Raw genomic sequence first — 14083 nt, forward strand, 5'->3', positions numbered from 1 at the left:
CGTTTTGCCGTCTCGCGTCCCTGCTGCTATATGGCGCGGCCATCGAGCAGATGCAACAAAACAAGATTTTTGGCACCGGGTCGCGTTTAGGCTGGCGCGCGTGACAGTACTACTGCCGGGATCGTGCGGATCACTGCATCAAAACAGGGGCGAGAGAACCCACCAAAAGCAGTGCCATGGTCCAGTTGAATAGCTGAAGCCTGCGCGGATTGCTCAGCACGCGTCGCATCTGCTGCCCCATCAGGGTCCAGCTTGAGACACTGGGCAGATTGATCGCGCCAAAAATCGCGGCAACCAGCAGAACGGAAGTCAGGTTTCTTTCGGGCGCATAAAGCGTGATTGCATTCAGTGCCATGGTCCAGGCTTTCGGGTTGACCCACTGAAATGCCGCAGCCTCGATGAAACGCATCGGGCGACCGGTTCCATCGGCAGATCCGGGGGCGGCGGAATGGGCGATGCGCCATGCCAGCCACAGCAAATACGCCACGCTGACCCATGTCAGAATGTGATGCGCCACCGGCCAGGCATCGAACACGCGGACCAATCCGATGCCCACCAGTGCCACCATCACGACGAATCCGATCCCCACGCCCAGCATATGCGGGATGGTGCTTCGAAAGCCGTAATTGGCCCCGGATGCCATCAGCATCAGATTGTTCGGTCCCGGCGTGATTGACGAAACAAGGGCAAAACCTGCCAGCGCTATGAGGATGTTTTCTGTCATGCGTGCACTTATTGCGCGGTCTTCGCGTAATTATGTTGCATTTTGTAAGAATTATGCACTATTTATGCAATTTATGAAGGAACTTGACGAAATTGACCGCAGAATATTGCGTGCGCTGACAGAGGATGGGCGTATCAGCAACCTGGACCTGTCCGCGCGGGCCGGGCTGTCGCCGTCAGCCTGCCTGCGGCGGGTCACGGCGCTGGAACGGGCGGGCGTCATCTCTGGCTATCGCGCGGTGCTGAACCCCGAGGCAATGGGCACCGGGTTCATCGCCTATGTAACGGTGGGGTTGGGTCAGCATACGAAGGCCGCACAACAAGCGTTCGAGCGCGCAATCTCGCGCAGCCCCGAAGTCCGAGAGTGCCACAATATCACCGGCTCCGTGGAATATCTGTTGCGGATCGAAGCCGCCGATCTTGCCGCTTACAAACATTTCCATACCGAGGTTTTGGGAACATTGCCGCAGGTGGCCGCGATCACGTCCTACGTCGTGATGGGGTCACCCAAGGATGAACGCAGTTAGGTTATGTTCAGTCGTTCAGCCTGACCGTATCCGTTCTGGACACGGCGAGCGTCGCGTCAAGCTTGGCGAACAACGAATCGCGACTCTGGCGCGTGCCATTGCCCGCTTGCGCCGCCGCATATGAGGTTGGCTGCCCATCGCAAGACTCCGCCGGAGGAGAGTCGATGCTCTCGACGGATTGCAGCAGATCGAAAAGTTCCGCATCGTTCTGCGCCGGCAGCACCCGCAACTTTGCGCCAAAGCGGAACTTCTGTCCGGCCGAGAGGCGCAGTTCGGTTTGTGCAAGGCGGCGCGACAGGCTTTCGGTGGCATCCCGGTGTTGCGCGACCTCTTCCGCAGTCAACGGAACCAGAAGGTGCCCATGCCGGGACAGGCCAATCCTGCCGGAATGGGTCAACCTTCCGACAAGCGCAATGGCCATAGCGGCCTGCACACGGCTGGTCAGCCCGCTGCCCCAGAACGTGCCTAGCCATTTTGCGTAGACCGGCCAGATCACCAACAGGCCAGCGACCGTGCCCTTGGGTTCTGTTGCGGCCAGCTGGAGGGTTTCGCGGATGAACGAGGCCGGGCGCAACAATCCGCTGTCCGGACAGGTCGAGGCACCCTCCCGCATGAAATGTTCGGTTTCGATCCGGCGGATCTCTCGCTGGATCAACGCTCCGACAATTGGAATGGTCACCAGATAGATCAGCCAGAGAATCGGCGCTGCGTTCCAGACGAACCAGATTGCAATATCCGCAGGAAGCAACGCCGCACTGACAAAGGACAGGCCGGAGATCAGGCCAAGCTGGCAAAGCTGCCAGAAACCGCGGCGCAAATGCGCCCGTGTCGCGCTTGTCCACAGCGCCCCCAGCGCGCCGGAAATCACCACCGATGCAACACCCGAACCGGCACCGACGCCGCCGATATACAGACGCGTGCTAATCGCCATGACAAGGCAGACGGCCAGACCGCGCCAGCCCAGGAAAGCCCCCGCCAGAATGACAGGGACGATGCGCAGGTCGATGATGACGCCCTCAAACGGGCTGATCGGCATCTCCATCTCGATCACGGCGACCAGACCGAAGATCGCGCCCAGCACATATTGTGCCTGCTTCGGACTGGACAGCCAGCGCCGGATTTCGCCTACGCCAACGATCAGAACGCACAACAACCCGATCGGGCCGGCAAAATCGACAACATTGTACCCTTGCAACATGGCAGGTCTCCGGGACAAACACACCTATACGCGTCATACATGCGCAATCGTTACGAGGTCGTAAACGCTCTCGAATTCAGGTGTTTTGCGCGATCATTTCCGATTGTTTCACAATCACTTCGGCCTGTTTGATCGATGCGATGTCAACAAGGCGCCCCTTGTAGACGGTTGCCCCTTCGCCATTGGCCTTGGCTTGCTCCATCGCGCCCAGAATTTCGCGTGCTTCGGCCACGGCCGTGTCGGAGGGCGTGAAAACCTCGTTGGCAATCGCCACCTGCTTGGGGTGGATCGCCCATTTCCCGACCATGCCCAGCGTGGCCGACCGCAGCGCCTGCGCGCGGAACCCTTCGTCATCGGAGAAATCGCCAAACGGCCCGTCCACCGGCAATACGCCATGCGTGCGGCAGGCCGCAACGATGGCCGCCTGCGCCCAATGCCACGGGTCGGACCAGTATTTCTGGCCTTCGCGCGCCATGTAATAGGTTTCCTGCGTGCCGCCGATGCCCGTCGTGGCCATGCCCATCGAGGCAGCAAAATCGGCGGCCCCCAGACTCATCGCTTGCAGGCGCGGCGTGGCAGAGGCGATTTCCTCGACATGGCTGATGCCCGCCGCACTTTCGATGATCACCTCGAATCCGAGCGGCTTGCTGCGCCCCTTTGCGCGCTCCACCGCCGTGACCAGCGCGTCGACGGCATAAAGATCGGCGGCACAGCCGACCTTGGGGATCATGATGATGTCGATACGGTCGCCTGCCTGCTCCAGCAGGTCGACGACATCGCGGTACCAATAGGGCGTGTCCAGCCCGTTGATTCGCACGCTCAGCGTCTTGTTGCCCCAGTCAATGTCGCCGATGGCCTGAATGATGTTGGCGCGCGCCGAATCCTTGTCTGTGGGGGCGACGGAATCCTCAAGATCAAGGTTGATGACATCGGCCGCACTTGCCGCCATCTTCTCGAAGATCGCAGGACGAGAGCCGGGGCCGAACAGTTGGCAGCGGTTCGGACGGGCGGCGGGGGTGGGCTGAATGCGGAAGGACATGGCTGGGCCTCTGCGTAAGGAAGTTGCGTATCTGTTGCTTCGGGTAGTATATTCTTGCGTGCATTGCTGCAAGTGCGAATGTGCGCTTGCAGCATTTGACAGCGCTCCTGCCGAAAACGGATTGCGGCGAAAGGAACGCCACGGGTCAGGGGGCTTTCTCAGGCGGCCCGCCGGGAAGGGCGCGTTCGTGTTCCCTGCTGCGATATAGTGATGAATGCTCCTGAATTTCCGGAACTTCCTGCAAATTTCTTGCAAGCAATGATCAATCTGTCGAAGATTCGTGTGCAATTGCGTGCCTACACCCATAACTTGCGAAACTCATTCACGGCCCCACTTGTTAGGGTCGCAGACAAACGTGATACAGATCCAGAGGTGCCGCCATGATCCAGACCCCCTACCTGTTGTTTCTCGGGGATGCCCCTGATGCGCTTGCAGTAAAAGTTGCTCAGGGCATTCGCGACTGGCGGCCCGACAATGCTGTCGGCCAATTCCGGATGGACGGCTGCAAGGCCGACATGAAGCTGCCGGACATGACGCTGGCCGAGGCAAAGGCGGCAGGGGCCAAGACGCTGGTGATCGGCGTGGCCAACCGCGGCGGCGTGATTTCGCAGGCGTGGAAAAAGGTGCTGGTGGCCGCGTTGGAGGAAGGCTTTGACCTTGCCTCCGGCTTGCACAACCTGCTGCGGGATGAGCCCGATCTGGTGGCGGTGGCGGCCGACTGCGGGCGCACGCTGCATGATGTGCGCGTGCCGTCAGTGCAATACCCTATCGCGGATGGGGTCAAACGGCGCGGCAAGCGCGTTCTGGCGGTGGGGACGGATTGCTCAGTCGGCAAGATGTATACCGGGCTGGCGCTGGATCGTGACATGCGCGCGGCGGGGATGAAATCCACCTTCCGTTCGACCGGCCAGACCGGCATCCTGATCACTGGGGAAGGCATCCCGCTGGATGCGGTCGTGGCTGATTTCATGGCCGGATCTGTGGAATGGCTGACGCCCGACAATGACGACGACCACTGGGACGTGATCGAGGGGCAGGGCAGCCTGTTCCACGTTTCGTTCTCTGGCGTGACGATGGCCTTGATCCATGGCGGCCAGCCCGATGCGCTGATCCTCAGCCACGAACCGTCGCGCCCCCATATGCGCGGCCTGCCGGGCTATGCGTTGCCGTCACTGGAGACGTTGCGCGACACGGCACTGCCACTGGCGCGGGTCGCCAATCCGGACTGTCAGGTGGTGGGCATCTCGGTCAACACGCAGGCGATGGAAGAGGACGAGGCCCGCGACTATCTGGCGGGGCTTGAACAACGCATGGGCCTGCCTGCGACCGATCCGTTCCGCTTTGGTACGCAAAAGCTGGTTGAGGCACTGGCCGCCATTTGAGTTCCGGTTTCGCCCGTGGCAGGTTGCGACGGGCAGCTAATACAGGAGTATACCCGGTGCAGATAGACGTGACGCGCGACGCGTTCCCGCTGGCTCAGGTGTTCCGCATCAGCCGGGGTGCCCGGACCGAGGCCAAGGTGCTGACCGTCCGTATTGCCAAGAATGGCGTGACCGGATGGGGCGAATGCGTGCCCTACGCCCGCTACGATGAGACGCTGGACAGCGTCGAGGCCCAGATCGCGGGTCTTCCCGATACGTTCGACCGCACGGCCTTGCAGGGCCTTCTGCCCGCCGGTGCTGCGCGGAATGCCGTCGATTGTGCCCTGTGGGATTTGGAGGCGAAGACAGCGGACAAGCGGGTGTGGGAACTCGCTGGGCTGGCGGAACCACATCCCGAGATCACCGCCTATACCTTGTCGCTGGACGAGCCCGACGCGATGCGCGCGTCCGCTGCAAAGCACGCCCATCGGCCCTTGCTGAAGATCAAGCTGGGCACGCCCGACGATATGCCCCGGCTAGAGGCCGTCCGCGCGGGCGCGCCGAAATCCAGCATCATCATTGATGCGAACGAGGGCTGGAGCGCCGAGATCTACGCCGATCTCGCTCCGCATCTCAGCCGTCTTGGCGTGGCGCTGGTTGAACAACCGCTGCCTGCGGGCGAGGATTCTGCATTGGACGGGATCGCGCGTCCGGTGCCGGTCTGCGCCGATGAAAGCTGCCATGACCGTCACGATCTGGACAGGCTTCAGGGGCGCTATGACATGGTCAATATAAAGCTGGACAAGACCGGCGGGCTGACAGAGGCGCTGGCCACCCTCGAACGGGCGAAGCGGTTGGGCTTTCGCGTGATGATCGGTTGCATGGTCGGAAGCTCTTTGGCGATGGCGCCTGCGGTGCTGCTGGCACAGGGGGCCGAGGTGACGGACCTTGACGGGCCGCTCCTGCTGGCTAAAGACCGTGACGACGCGCTGGTTTTCAACGAGGCGGGGGTTCACCCGTCCGAAGCCGCACTTTGGGGGTGATCCGCCCCGCTAGCCACGACCGGGTGCCGCACCCGAAAGAACAAAGGACCACGACATGAGCCGCACCGTCTATGTGAATGGCGACTACCTGCCCGAGGCCGACGCCAAGATCTCGATCTTCGACCGGGGCTTTCTGATGGCGGACGGTGTCTACGAGGTAACAAGCGTTCTGGACGGCAAGCTGATCGACTTTGACGGCCATGCCGTGCGGCTGGAACGGTCATTGACAGAGCTGGATATGGGCATGCCCATGTCCAGGGACGACCTGCTGGAGATCCACCGAGAGTTGGTGCGGCTGAACGAGATTGACGAGGGGATGATCTATCTTCAGATCACCCGAGGTGCCCCTGCGGACCGCGATTTTGCCTTCCCCGACCCGGAAGAGACCGCGCAGACGGTGGTGCTGTTCACCCAGAACAAGCCCGGACTGGCCGATAATCCGGTCGCGAAACAGGGCATCAAGGTGATCTCGATCGAGGATATCCGTTGGGGCCGCCGCGACATCAAGACGGTGCAGCTGCTTTACCCGTCGATGGGTAAGATGATGGCCAAGAAGGCAGGTGCCGATGATGCCTGGATGGTCGAGGATGGTTTCGTGACCGAGGGCACTTCGAACAACGCCTATATCGTCAAGGGCAACAAGATCATCACGCGCGAGCTGTCCAAGGACATCCTGCATGGCATCACCCGCGCCGCGGTCCTGCGTTTCGCGCGCGAGGCGCAGATGGAGGTGGAAGAACGCAATTTCACCATCGACGAGGTCAAACAGGCGGATGAGGCGTTCATCACGTCGGCCTCGACTTTCGTGATGCCTGTGGTGGCGATTGACGGCACGGCGATTGGCGACGGGGTGCCGGGCGCAAAGGCGCTGCGGCTGCGCGAGATCTATCTGGAGGAAAGCCGCAAGACTGCGGTCTGAGGTTTCGCGGCGAAACCTAAGCCTTTAATATTAAACAATTAAATGTAAATTCTGTGCGCGATGCAACAAGGGTTTGTTTACTCGACTTGCATCGCGGGCCGTTCATATAGTCCGGTGATGCAGCCGGTTTCGTCGTCGAGTTGACTGGCGCGATAATCCAGACGCTCGGGCACTTCGAAGCGGGCGCAAAGCCGGAAGGTGGTGTCGCTTTGCCGGTCGTAACGGTAGGGCGCGCCAGTGAACGGATCCTCGCGGGGCGTGTCCTCCGGGCAGGCGGCGACCGGCGACAGGGTCGGGGGCAGGGTGTCTTGCCCGCCCTTGCGCGCGACGCAAACCACAAAACGCTCAAGCGCGGTCAGATCATTGAGCCGGGCAAAGTCGCGTTTCTCGGCCCGGCCCATGCCCGGCCCGCCGGTTTGCATCAGCGCAAGCGCCAGCATCGCGGCGACAAGCACGGTCAGGCACCAGACGGCAAGTCGGTCAGGTTTCATTTTCAGCCTTTGTCGGATCGGAGGCCATCAGGCCTTTGACATACAGAAAGGCCAGCACGGCCAGCAGGGCGACAAGGGCGGATTTTGCCGCGAAGCGCAGGGACAGATCGCCCGACAGGAAGGTGAAGACCACGGAAATGGCATCCCCGAGAAGGGTGAGCGCGGCAAGAAACAGCGCAAGAAACCCCAGCACCGCCCGCGCGCGGGACCTGCGTTGGGCACCGTCCTGCCGGGTCGCGCGGACCATTCTGCGGTCAAGGATCAGGAACAGCGGCAGGAATATCGCCAGCACGGCAATGGGCCAGCGCATCCGCGCTGCCAGGCGCATGAGTCTGTCCGCCGGGTCCGGCAGCCAACTGTCGATCAGGGCAAAGCCGAGCGGAACGGAAAAGCCCAGAACCACGGCCAATGCCGTGAACATCAGTGCATAAAGAAAAGCGTCACGCGCGCCCAGAGATGGCAACGGCTTTGGCACGGGCAGGGCAAAACCGTCTTGCGCCCATTGGCCCATCGCATGGTCGATTTCGCTTGCCGACCAGCCCGCAGCGCGCAGCCGGGCGGCAATCTCTGTCCGGTCGTGGCCGGCGGCCAGCGCGGTTTGCACAAACCCTGTCAGCCGATCATCGCCAGCCATTGCCTTGTCAGCCCTTGGGGCCGACATTTTCGGCGAAGGCCTTCTTGAAGGCGTCCTGCTTATCCGCGCCCGCATCGGTCTGGTAGTTGGCTTTCCAGTCGTCCATCGTCATGCCGTAGAACGCCTCGCGGCCTTCGTCCTTGGACATCTCGATGCCGCGTTCATTGGCGGCCTCCTGATACCAGCGCGACAGGCAGTTCCGGCAGAACCCGGTCAGGTTCATCATGTCGATATTCTGTACATCGGTGCGGTCTTGCATCAGGTGCTGGCGCAAGCGGCGAAAGGCGGCGGCCTCAAGTTCGATGCGGGTCTGGTCATCCATGTCGTGTCTCCTTGTCGGTGGCCCTGGCCATCATTCAAAGGTGGGTATCGGCAAGGGCGGCTTCAAGCAGCGGTGCAAGGCGCCGGCCCCAGGCCTGTTGCTGATCCGGTGTGGCGATCAGATCGTGGCGTAGCTCGATCAGTACGTTCAGCCGCCCGTGTTGCAGCGCGTGCCGGTCAATCGAGTCGCCGGGCAGGTGACCGCCGTAAGGTTGGTTCATCCCGACAACCAGATCGCCTTCGGCGGTCAGGCGGTGAAACATCGGTTCCGTCAGGCGTTCGTCGTAAGCGTGCAGCACGCCGATATGCCACGGGCGCGGTGGCCGCCCCTTGAGCTGTGGCGTGAAGCTGTGGATCGACACGATCACCCGTTTCGGATGCAGCGCCGCCACTTCCTCCACTGCTGCATGATAGGGCCGGTGATAGGCGTCAAGCCGGCGCTTGCGCTCTGCCGCATCGGCATGGCGGTTGCCGGGAATCACCGTTCCGTCATAGAGCCGCATCAGCAGGGTCGGGTCATCTTCGCCGCGATTGGGGTCAATGACCAGCCGCGAGAAATTGGACAGCGCCACCGGGGCATCCAGCGCGTCTGCAAGGGCGCGGCTGACGCCTGCGGCCCCTATATCATAGGCGATATGACGCGCCATTTCGCTTTCGGGCAGCCCCAATGTGCCGCCAAGTTCGGGTGGCACAAGGTTGCTGGCGTGATCGCAGGTGACCATCCAGCGAGACGGGCGTTGCGCACCTTCGATGAAATATGGTTGATACGTCATGTGATTTTCATGTTGCTTGGCGATTGCATAGGGCAGTTGCGTCAGAATGTGAAATGGGCAATAACGCCCCAAAGGGCTCGTTAGCGATAACATCGCTGCGCCGATCCCGCCTGCGAAAAATCAATATGCAAAGGAAGAGCTGATATGAGACGCCTGCGGAACGTCAAGATCGTCGCCACGCTGGGCCCTGCCTCCAGCGATTATGACACCATTCGTGCCTTGCACGAGGCCGGGGCGGACGTGTTTCGTCTGAACATGAGCCATGGCAGCCATGACGAGATCAGCAAACGCCACGAGATCATCCGCAAGGTCGAGAAGGACCTGGATTCGACCATCGGCATTCTGGCCGATCTTCAGGGGCCGAAGCTGCGTGTGGGTGAATTTGCCGATGGCGAGGAAGAACTGGTCGAGGGGGCGGCATTCCGGCTGGATCTTGATGAGGCCAAGGGCGACATCAACCGCGTGCGCCTGCCACATCCCGAGATTTTCGCCGCCCTGGAAGAGGGCGCGCATCTGCTGGTCAATGACGGCAAGATCCGCCTGAAGGTCGAAAAATGCGGCCCGGATTTCGCGGATTGCACCGTGATCACCGGTGGGACGATTTCCAACCGCAAGGGCGTGAACGTCCCGGATGTGGAACTGCCGCTGGCGGCGCTGTCGGAAAAAGACCGCAAGGATCTGGAATTTGTCTGCGCGCTGGGCGTGGATTGGCTGGCGCTGAGCTTTGTGCAGCGCGCCAAGGATGTCTGGGAAGCGCGGGAACTGGTCAATGGCCGGGCCGCGGTCCTGTCAAAGATCGAAAAGCCGACCGCGGTGAAATCCTTCGAGGAAATCCTTGAGGCGTCGGACGGCATCATGGTGGCGCGCGGCGATCTGGGTGTGGAACTGCCGGTGCAGAACGTGCCGCCGATCCAGAAGCGTCTGGTGCGTCGCTGCCGCCGGGCGGCCAAGCCGGTGATCGTCGCGACGCAGATGCTGGAATCGATGATCGAATCGCCGATGCCGACACGGGCCGAAGTGTCGGACGTGGCGACCGCGATCTATGAAGGGGCGGATGCGATCATGCTGTCGGCGGAATCCGCAGCCGGCCAGTATCCGACCGAGGCGGTTCAGACGATGGACAACGTCGCCCGCGAGGTCGAGGCGGATGAAACCTACCGTGAAGTCATCGAGGCCAGCCGCAAGGTCGACCGGACCTCGGTTTCCGACGCGATCGTCTCTGCCGCGCGCGAGATCGCCGAGAATGTCGATATCAAGGCGATCTGCTGCTTCACGCAATCGGGCACCACGGCGCTGCTGACAGCGCGTGAACGGCCGCGGGTGCCGATCATCGCCATGACCTCGGAGCGTGGAACCGCGCGCCGGTTGGCGCTGAGCTGGGGGACGAACTGCGTGATGACCGGCGTGCTTGAGCGGTTCAAACAGGCGGTGGTCAGTGCTGCGCGGGCAGCGCGGGCAGGGGGCTATGCCTCTGCCACGGATCATATCGTGGTCACTGCGGGTGTGCCTTTCAACGTCCCCGGCACCACCAACATTCTGCGCGTCGCCCCTTGCGACGAGCGTTTGATCTTCAGCACCGACCCGGACTAGAAACGGCGCGAGACGGCGTTTGGAAAAGAAGGGGCGAGGCATGGAGAGTGATCTTTACCTCGTCCTCGGTTGCGTTCTGGGCACATTTTCGATCACGCGGGCGGCCTCTGCGCTGGCGGACGGGCGCGCGCCGATATTTGCGCTGATCATGTTGATCGTCGGCGGCGGGCTTGTCGGCTATGCGTACCATCTGGAACCCGGCGGGCTGACTTTTGACGACGTGCCGCGCGCTTTCGCTGCTGTTATCGGACGCATCATCAACTGAAATCGCGGATCGGTTCTTGTCATCCGGGCAGGCTGCGCGTATAGGGCGGCTTCGCCTGCGCGTCCGGCTTAAGTGGCATGCCGAGTCGCGCGGTAACCGAACCTAATATCAAGGAGCCGGAAATGCCCAAGATGAAGACGAAATCGAGCTGCAAGAAGCGGTTCAAGATCACGGCCTCGGGCCGGATCAAGGCGGGTCAGGCAGGCAAGCGCCACGGCATGATCAAGCGCTCGACCAAGTTCATCCGCGATGCGCGCGGAACCACCGTTTTGGCCAAGGCTGATGAGCAGATCATCAAGCCAATGATGCCCTACGCGCGCTGAAGGAGATCTGAACAATGGCACGAGTCAAAGGTGGGACAGTCACCCACGCCCGTCACAAGAAAGTCACAGACGCAGCGAAGGGCTATTATGGCCGCCGCAAGAACACCTTCAAGGTGGCGCGTCAGGCTGTCGACAAAGCAAACCAATACGCCACACGCGACCGCAAGAACCGCAAGCGGAACTTCCGCGCGCTGTGGATCCAGCGGATCAACGCGGCTGTTCGCGGCCATGACGAAACGCTGACATATTCGCGCTTCATCAACGGTCTGGGTCTTGCCGGGATCGAAGTGGACCGCAAGGTTCTGGCCGATCTGGCCGTCCATGAGCCCGAAGCGTTCAACGCGATCGTGGATCAGGCGAAAGCCGCATTGCCCGCATAAGCCTGGCAATCGGTCGAAAAGATCAAAGGGTCGTCTCTTCGGAGGCGGCCCTTTTTCTTATGCGGCACCTGCTGCGGGGGGCTCATGACGTTATTGCCCGGTCACACACGCGCTGATAGCATTGCGTCAGCTTGCAGCACGTCCGGGCTGCGCCATACTCAGCCAAGCGGAGCGCGCATGACCCGAATTCTCTCTCTGAAATTCCTCGTTGCGGCGCTTGTGCTGTCGTTTCTTGTCGGTTGCGGGCGTCCGCCGGAACTGATCGGCGTGGTCAACCCGGACTTCCCGGCAGCGTCCTTCGATCTTAACCGTCAGAAAGTCTTTATCGCCACGACGCGGCAGGCGACCGAGGTGACGGGCGCGTTCTTTACCGCCCAAAGAGCGCCAGAGCTGGGCTTGGCCTCTGTCGAGGTCACGATACCGCCCAACCATATGCCCGGCCGGGTGGAGCGTGCGCGGCAGTTGCCGCCGGACCCGAGGCGCGAATTCACCGTGGTCGATCCGACCGTCTTTGACAGCGACGGCGCTTTTATCGCGGCGCTGAACAAGGAGTTGGCAACAAGACCCCCCGGTCAGCGGTCGGTCATGTTTTTCGTTCACGGCTATAACACCAGCGCCAGCGACGGCATCCTGCGGCTGGCGCAGTTCGTCGAGGATACGAAGTTCGAGGGCGTGCCGGTGCTGTTCACCTGGGCCTCGGCGGCGCGAACGCCGCGCTATGTCTATGATCTGAACAGCGCGCTGGTGGCCCGCGCCAAGCTGAAGGAAATCACCCAGATCCTGACCCGCACCAATGCCGAGGGGTTCGGCATCTTCGCCCATTCGATGGGGACCTTCCTGACCATGGAGGGGCTTGTCGATGCGCAACTGGCCTCACGGTTGAAACGTCACGGCAAGCTGGAACATATCGTTCTGGCCGCGCCGGATATTGATATTGACCTGTTCCGCACACAGGTCAGCATCCTTCCGGCCTCGATCCGGGAAAAGATGTATGTGCTGGTCTCCAAGGATGATTTCGCCCTGCGCATCTCGCGCCGCATTGCGGGCGGGGTCCCGCGGGTCGGGGCGGCGGATACGGCGATGCTGGAACGGCTGGGAGTGACGGTGATTGACCTGTCGAAGATCCATGATGCAAGCTCCAGCAACCATACGAAATTCGCGGGCTCGCCGCAGGTGGTGCAGATCATCGGGCAGGGGTTGAACGCCAACACCCAGTTCAGCCAGTCGCCATCGCCGGCGCTGGGGCAGCTTCTGGCGGCGTCACCGATCCAGATTTTCGGAAACTGAGCCGAACCGCGCCGCCTTTGGATCTTTCAACATCCGGCAGACAAGGTACCGGGCGCGGGTGATTGCGCGCGCCCGGTCTTGAATTCACGGCCTCTTGTGATAGCAGGATGCCAATCAATTCCGGGGTGCGGCAATGGACGATCTGAAATCAAAATACCTGAACCTGATTGCCGATGCGGGCGACGAATCCTCGCTGGAGGAGATCCGCCTGACGGCCGTGGGCAAAAAGGGCGAAGTGGCGCTGAAGATGCGCGAGCTTGGCAAGATGACGCCCGAGGAGCGGCAGGTCGCCGGGCCGGCGCTGAACGCGCTGAAGGACGAGATCAACGCGGCGCTGGCCGCCAAGAAGGCCGCGTTGGGCGATGCCGCGCTGGACGAACGGTTGCGGGCGGAATGGCTGGACGTGACGCTGCCTGCGCGCGGCGTGCGTCAGGGCACCATTCACCCGATCAGTCAGGTGACGGAAGAAGTGACCGCGATCCTTGCCGAGATGGGATTTTCCGTCGCCGAAGGGCCGCAGATCGACACGGATTGGTATAATTTCGACGCGCTGAACATCCCCGGCCATCACCCCGCACGGGCCGAGATGGACACGTTCTACATGCATCGCGCCGAGGGCGACGAGCGCCCGCCGCATGTGCTGCGCACCCATACCTCGCCGGTGCAGATCCGGCATATGGAGAAATACGGCGCGCCGTGCCGGATCATCGCGCCGGGGCGGGTGTACCGCGCCGATTACGACCAGACCCACACGCCGATGTTCCATCAGGTCGAGGGGCTGGCGATCGACAAGGACATTTCCATGGCGAACCTGAAATGGGTGCTGGAGGAGTTCTTTTCGGCCTTCTTCGAGGTGGACGGCATCAAGACCCGCTTCCGCGCCTCGCACTTCCCGTTCACGGAACCCTCGGCCGAGGTCGATATCCAGTGTTCCTGGGAAGACGGCCAGCTCAAGATCGGGCAGGGCGACGGCTGGCTGGAGGTTCTGGGGTCGGGCATGGTCCACCCCAAGGTGCTGACAGCGGCGGGCGTCGATCCGGCCGAGTGGCAGGGCTTTGCCTTCGGCATGGGCATCGACCGGATCGCCATGCTGAAATACGGCATCCCCGACCTACGCGCGTTCTTCGACAGCGACCTGCGCTGGCTGCGGCATTACGGGTTCGCATCGCTGGACGTCCCGACCCTGCGGGGCGGGTTGAGTAGGTGAGC

General features: G+C 61.9%; 17 protein-coding genes. 10 read left to right on the forward strand and 7 right to left on the reverse strand.

Translation table 11 applies throughout. The features are described 5' to 3' along the window. Positions 1–130 precede the first annotated feature (130 nt). Positions 131–724 carry a LysE family translocator gene (locus tag B8991_RS10520; RefSeq protein ID WP_084352948.1) on the reverse strand — a complete coding sequence of 198 codons (594 nt, stop codon included), beginning with the start codon at positions 722–724 and terminating at the stop codon, positions 131–133. 73 nt (positions 725–797) lie between these two features. Between B8991_RS10520 and B8991_RS10525 the strand changes: the two genes are divergently transcribed. Continuing rightward, on the forward strand, positions 798–1250 hold the full coding sequence (locus B8991_RS10525) for an Lrp/AsnC family transcriptional regulator (protein ID WP_084353037.1): 453 nt from the start codon (positions 798–800) through the stop codon (positions 1248–1250). A gap of 7 nt (positions 1251–1257) precedes the next feature. Here B8991_RS10525 and B8991_RS10530 read toward each other — a convergent pair whose 3' ends face one another. Further along, complete coding sequence (locus tag B8991_RS10530; RefSeq protein ID WP_084352949.1) at positions 1258–2448, reverse strand: LytS/YhcK type 5TM receptor domain-containing protein; 1191 nt, start codon at positions 2446–2448, stop codon at positions 1258–1260. Positions 2449–2524: 76 nt separating this feature from the next. Next, positions 2525–3487 carry an L-malyl-CoA/beta-methylmalyl-CoA lyase gene (locus tag B8991_RS10535; protein ID WP_084352950.1) on the reverse strand — a complete coding sequence of 321 codons (963 nt, stop codon included), beginning with the start codon at positions 3485–3487 and terminating at the stop codon, positions 2525–2527. 380 nt (positions 3488–3867) lie between these two features. Between B8991_RS10535 and dgcN the strand changes: the two genes are divergently transcribed. From dgcN to B8991_RS10550, 3 genes are read left to right on the forward strand one after another with little or no spacing between them, the layout of a single operon-like run. Then, complete coding sequence (gene dgcN / locus B8991_RS10540; RefSeq protein ID WP_084352951.1) at positions 3868–4869, forward strand: N-acetyltransferase DgcN; 1002 nt, start codon at positions 3868–3870, stop codon at positions 4867–4869. 56 nt (positions 4870–4925) lie between these two features. After that, a complete protein-coding gene (gene dgcA / locus B8991_RS10545; RefSeq protein ID WP_084352952.1) occupies positions 4926–5891 on the forward strand; it encodes an N-acetyl-D-Glu racemase DgcA in 966 nt (321 codons plus the stop codon). 55 nt (positions 5892–5946) lie between these two features. Next, positions 5947–6810 carry a D-amino-acid transaminase gene (locus B8991_RS10550; protein WP_084352953.1) on the forward strand — a complete coding sequence of 288 codons (864 nt, stop codon included), beginning with the start codon at positions 5947–5949 and terminating at the stop codon, positions 6808–6810. Positions 6811–6887: 77 nt separating this feature from the next. Here B8991_RS10550 and B8991_RS10555 read toward each other — a convergent pair whose 3' ends face one another. The 4 genes from B8991_RS10555 to B8991_RS10570 are packed head-to-tail and all read right to left on the reverse strand — an operon-like array spanning position 6888 to position 9029. After that, the gene (locus tag B8991_RS10555) at positions 6888–7301 is read right to left on the reverse strand and encodes a hypothetical protein (RefSeq protein ID WP_084352954.1); all 414 of its coding nucleotides are present in this window, start codon (positions 7299–7301) and stop codon (positions 6888–6890) included. After that, positions 7291–7935, reverse strand: a complete 645-nt coding sequence (locus tag B8991_RS10560) for a DUF5671 domain-containing protein (RefSeq protein ID WP_084352955.1) — start codon at positions 7933–7935, stop codon at positions 7291–7293. Before B8991_RS10560 ends, B8991_RS10555 begins: the two co-directional genes overlap by 11 nt. Before the next feature lie 7 nt (positions 7936–7942). Continuing rightward, complete coding sequence (locus B8991_RS10565; RefSeq protein ID WP_084352956.1) at positions 7943–8257, reverse strand: DUF1244 domain-containing protein; 315 nt, start codon at positions 8255–8257, stop codon at positions 7943–7945. 34 nt (positions 8258–8291) lie between these two features. Next, positions 8292–9029, reverse strand: coding sequence for an N-formylglutamate amidohydrolase (locus B8991_RS10570; protein WP_084352957.1), 738 nt, complete (start codon positions 9027–9029; stop codon positions 8292–8294). 144 nt (positions 9030–9173) lie between these two features. On the opposite strand from B8991_RS10570, the gene pyk reads away from it, so the two are divergent. The 6 genes from pyk to pheS all read left to right on the forward strand — a co-directional run bounded on the left by pyk (position 9174) and on the right by pheS (position 14081). Continuing rightward, entirely contained in the window at positions 9174–10619 is a 1446-nt protein-coding gene (gene pyk / locus B8991_RS10575) for a pyruvate kinase (RefSeq protein ID WP_084352958.1), read from the forward strand. A gap of 40 nt (positions 10620–10659) precedes the next feature. Further along, positions 10660–10884, forward strand: a complete 225-nt coding sequence (locus tag B8991_RS10580) for a hypothetical protein (RefSeq protein ID WP_084352959.1) — start codon at positions 10660–10662, stop codon at positions 10882–10884. A 122-nt stretch (positions 10885–11006) separates the two neighbouring features. Next, entirely contained in the window at positions 11007–11207 is a 201-nt protein-coding gene (gene rpmI / locus B8991_RS10585) for a 50S ribosomal protein L35 (protein WP_084352960.1), read from the forward strand. A gap of 14 nt (positions 11208–11221) precedes the next feature. Then, the gene (rplT, locus tag B8991_RS10590; protein ID WP_084352961.1) at positions 11222–11587 is read left to right on the forward strand and encodes a 50S ribosomal protein L20; all 366 of its coding nucleotides are present in this window, start codon (positions 11222–11224) and stop codon (positions 11585–11587) included. Between the two features lie 177 nt (positions 11588–11764). After that, positions 11765–12874, forward strand: coding sequence for an alpha/beta hydrolase (locus B8991_RS10595; protein WP_084352962.1), 1110 nt, complete (start codon positions 11765–11767; stop codon positions 12872–12874). Positions 12875–13007: 133 nt separating this feature from the next. Further along, positions 13008–14081 (forward strand): phenylalanine--tRNA ligase subunit alpha, encoded by a 1074-nt coding sequence (gene pheS / locus B8991_RS10600; RefSeq protein WP_084352963.1) that lies wholly within the window; start codon positions 13008–13010, stop codon positions 14079–14081. Positions 14082–14083: the final 2 nt, after the last annotated feature.

The sequence above is a fragment of the Primorskyibacter flagellatus genome, assembly GCF_900176485.1.
Classification (GTDB): Bacteria; Pseudomonadota; Alphaproteobacteria; order Rhodobacterales; family Rhodobacteraceae; genus Primorskyibacter; species Primorskyibacter flagellatus.

What these genes read in the sequence shown, in the direction of transcription:
- B8991_RS10555 (WP_084352954.1), bottom strand. Translation starts at nt 7,301, where the DNA reads ATGAAACCTGACCGACTTGCCGTCTGGTGCCTGACCGTGCTTGTCGCC.
- B8991_RS10595 (WP_084352962.1), top strand. Translation starts at nt 11,765, where the DNA reads ATGACCCGAATTCTCTCTCTGAAATTCCTCGTTGCGGCGCTTGTGCTG.
- B8991_RS10525 (WP_084353037.1), top strand. Translation starts at nt 798, where the DNA reads ATGAAGGAACTTGACGAAATTGACCGCAGAATATTGCGTGCGCTGACA.
- dgcN (WP_084352951.1), top strand. Translation starts at nt 3,868, where the DNA reads ATGATCCAGACCCCCTACCTGTTGTTTCTCGGGGATGCCCCTGATGCG.
- rpmI (WP_084352960.1), top strand. Translation starts at nt 11,007, where the DNA reads ATGCCCAAGATGAAGACGAAATCGAGCTGCAAGAAGCGGTTCAAGATC.
- B8991_RS10580 (WP_084352959.1), top strand. Translation starts at nt 10,660, where the DNA reads ATGGAGAGTGATCTTTACCTCGTCCTCGGTTGCGTTCTGGGCACATTT.
- rplT (WP_084352961.1), top strand. Translation starts at nt 11,222, where the DNA reads ATGGCACGAGTCAAAGGTGGGACAGTCACCCACGCCCGTCACAAGAAA.
- B8991_RS10570 (WP_084352957.1), bottom strand. Translation starts at nt 9,029, where the DNA reads ATGACGTATCAACCATATTTCATCGAAGGTGCGCAACGCCCGTCTCGC.
- B8991_RS10560 (WP_084352955.1), bottom strand. Translation starts at nt 7,935, where the DNA reads ATGGCTGGCGATGATCGGCTGACAGGGTTTGTGCAAACCGCGCTGGCC.
- pyk (WP_084352958.1), top strand. Translation starts at nt 9,174, where the DNA reads ATGAGACGCCTGCGGAACGTCAAGATCGTCGCCACGCTGGGCCCTGCC.
- pheS (WP_084352963.1), top strand. Translation starts at nt 13,008, where the DNA reads ATGGACGATCTGAAATCAAAATACCTGAACCTGATTGCCGATGCGGGC.
- B8991_RS10550 (WP_084352953.1), top strand. Translation starts at nt 5,947, where the DNA reads ATGAGCCGCACCGTCTATGTGAATGGCGACTACCTGCCCGAGGCCGAC.
- B8991_RS10565 (WP_084352956.1), bottom strand. Translation starts at nt 8,257, where the DNA reads ATGGATGACCAGACCCGCATCGAACTTGAGGCCGCCGCCTTTCGCCGC.
- B8991_RS10530 (WP_084352949.1), bottom strand. Translation starts at nt 2,448, where the DNA reads ATGTTGCAAGGGTACAATGTTGTCGATTTTGCCGGCCCGATCGGGTTG.
- B8991_RS10535 (WP_084352950.1), bottom strand. Translation starts at nt 3,487, where the DNA reads ATGTCCTTCCGCATTCAGCCCACCCCCGCCGCCCGTCCGAACCGCTGC.
- B8991_RS10520 (WP_084352948.1), bottom strand. Translation starts at nt 724, where the DNA reads ATGACAGAAAACATCCTCATAGCGCTGGCAGGTTTTGCCCTTGTTTCG.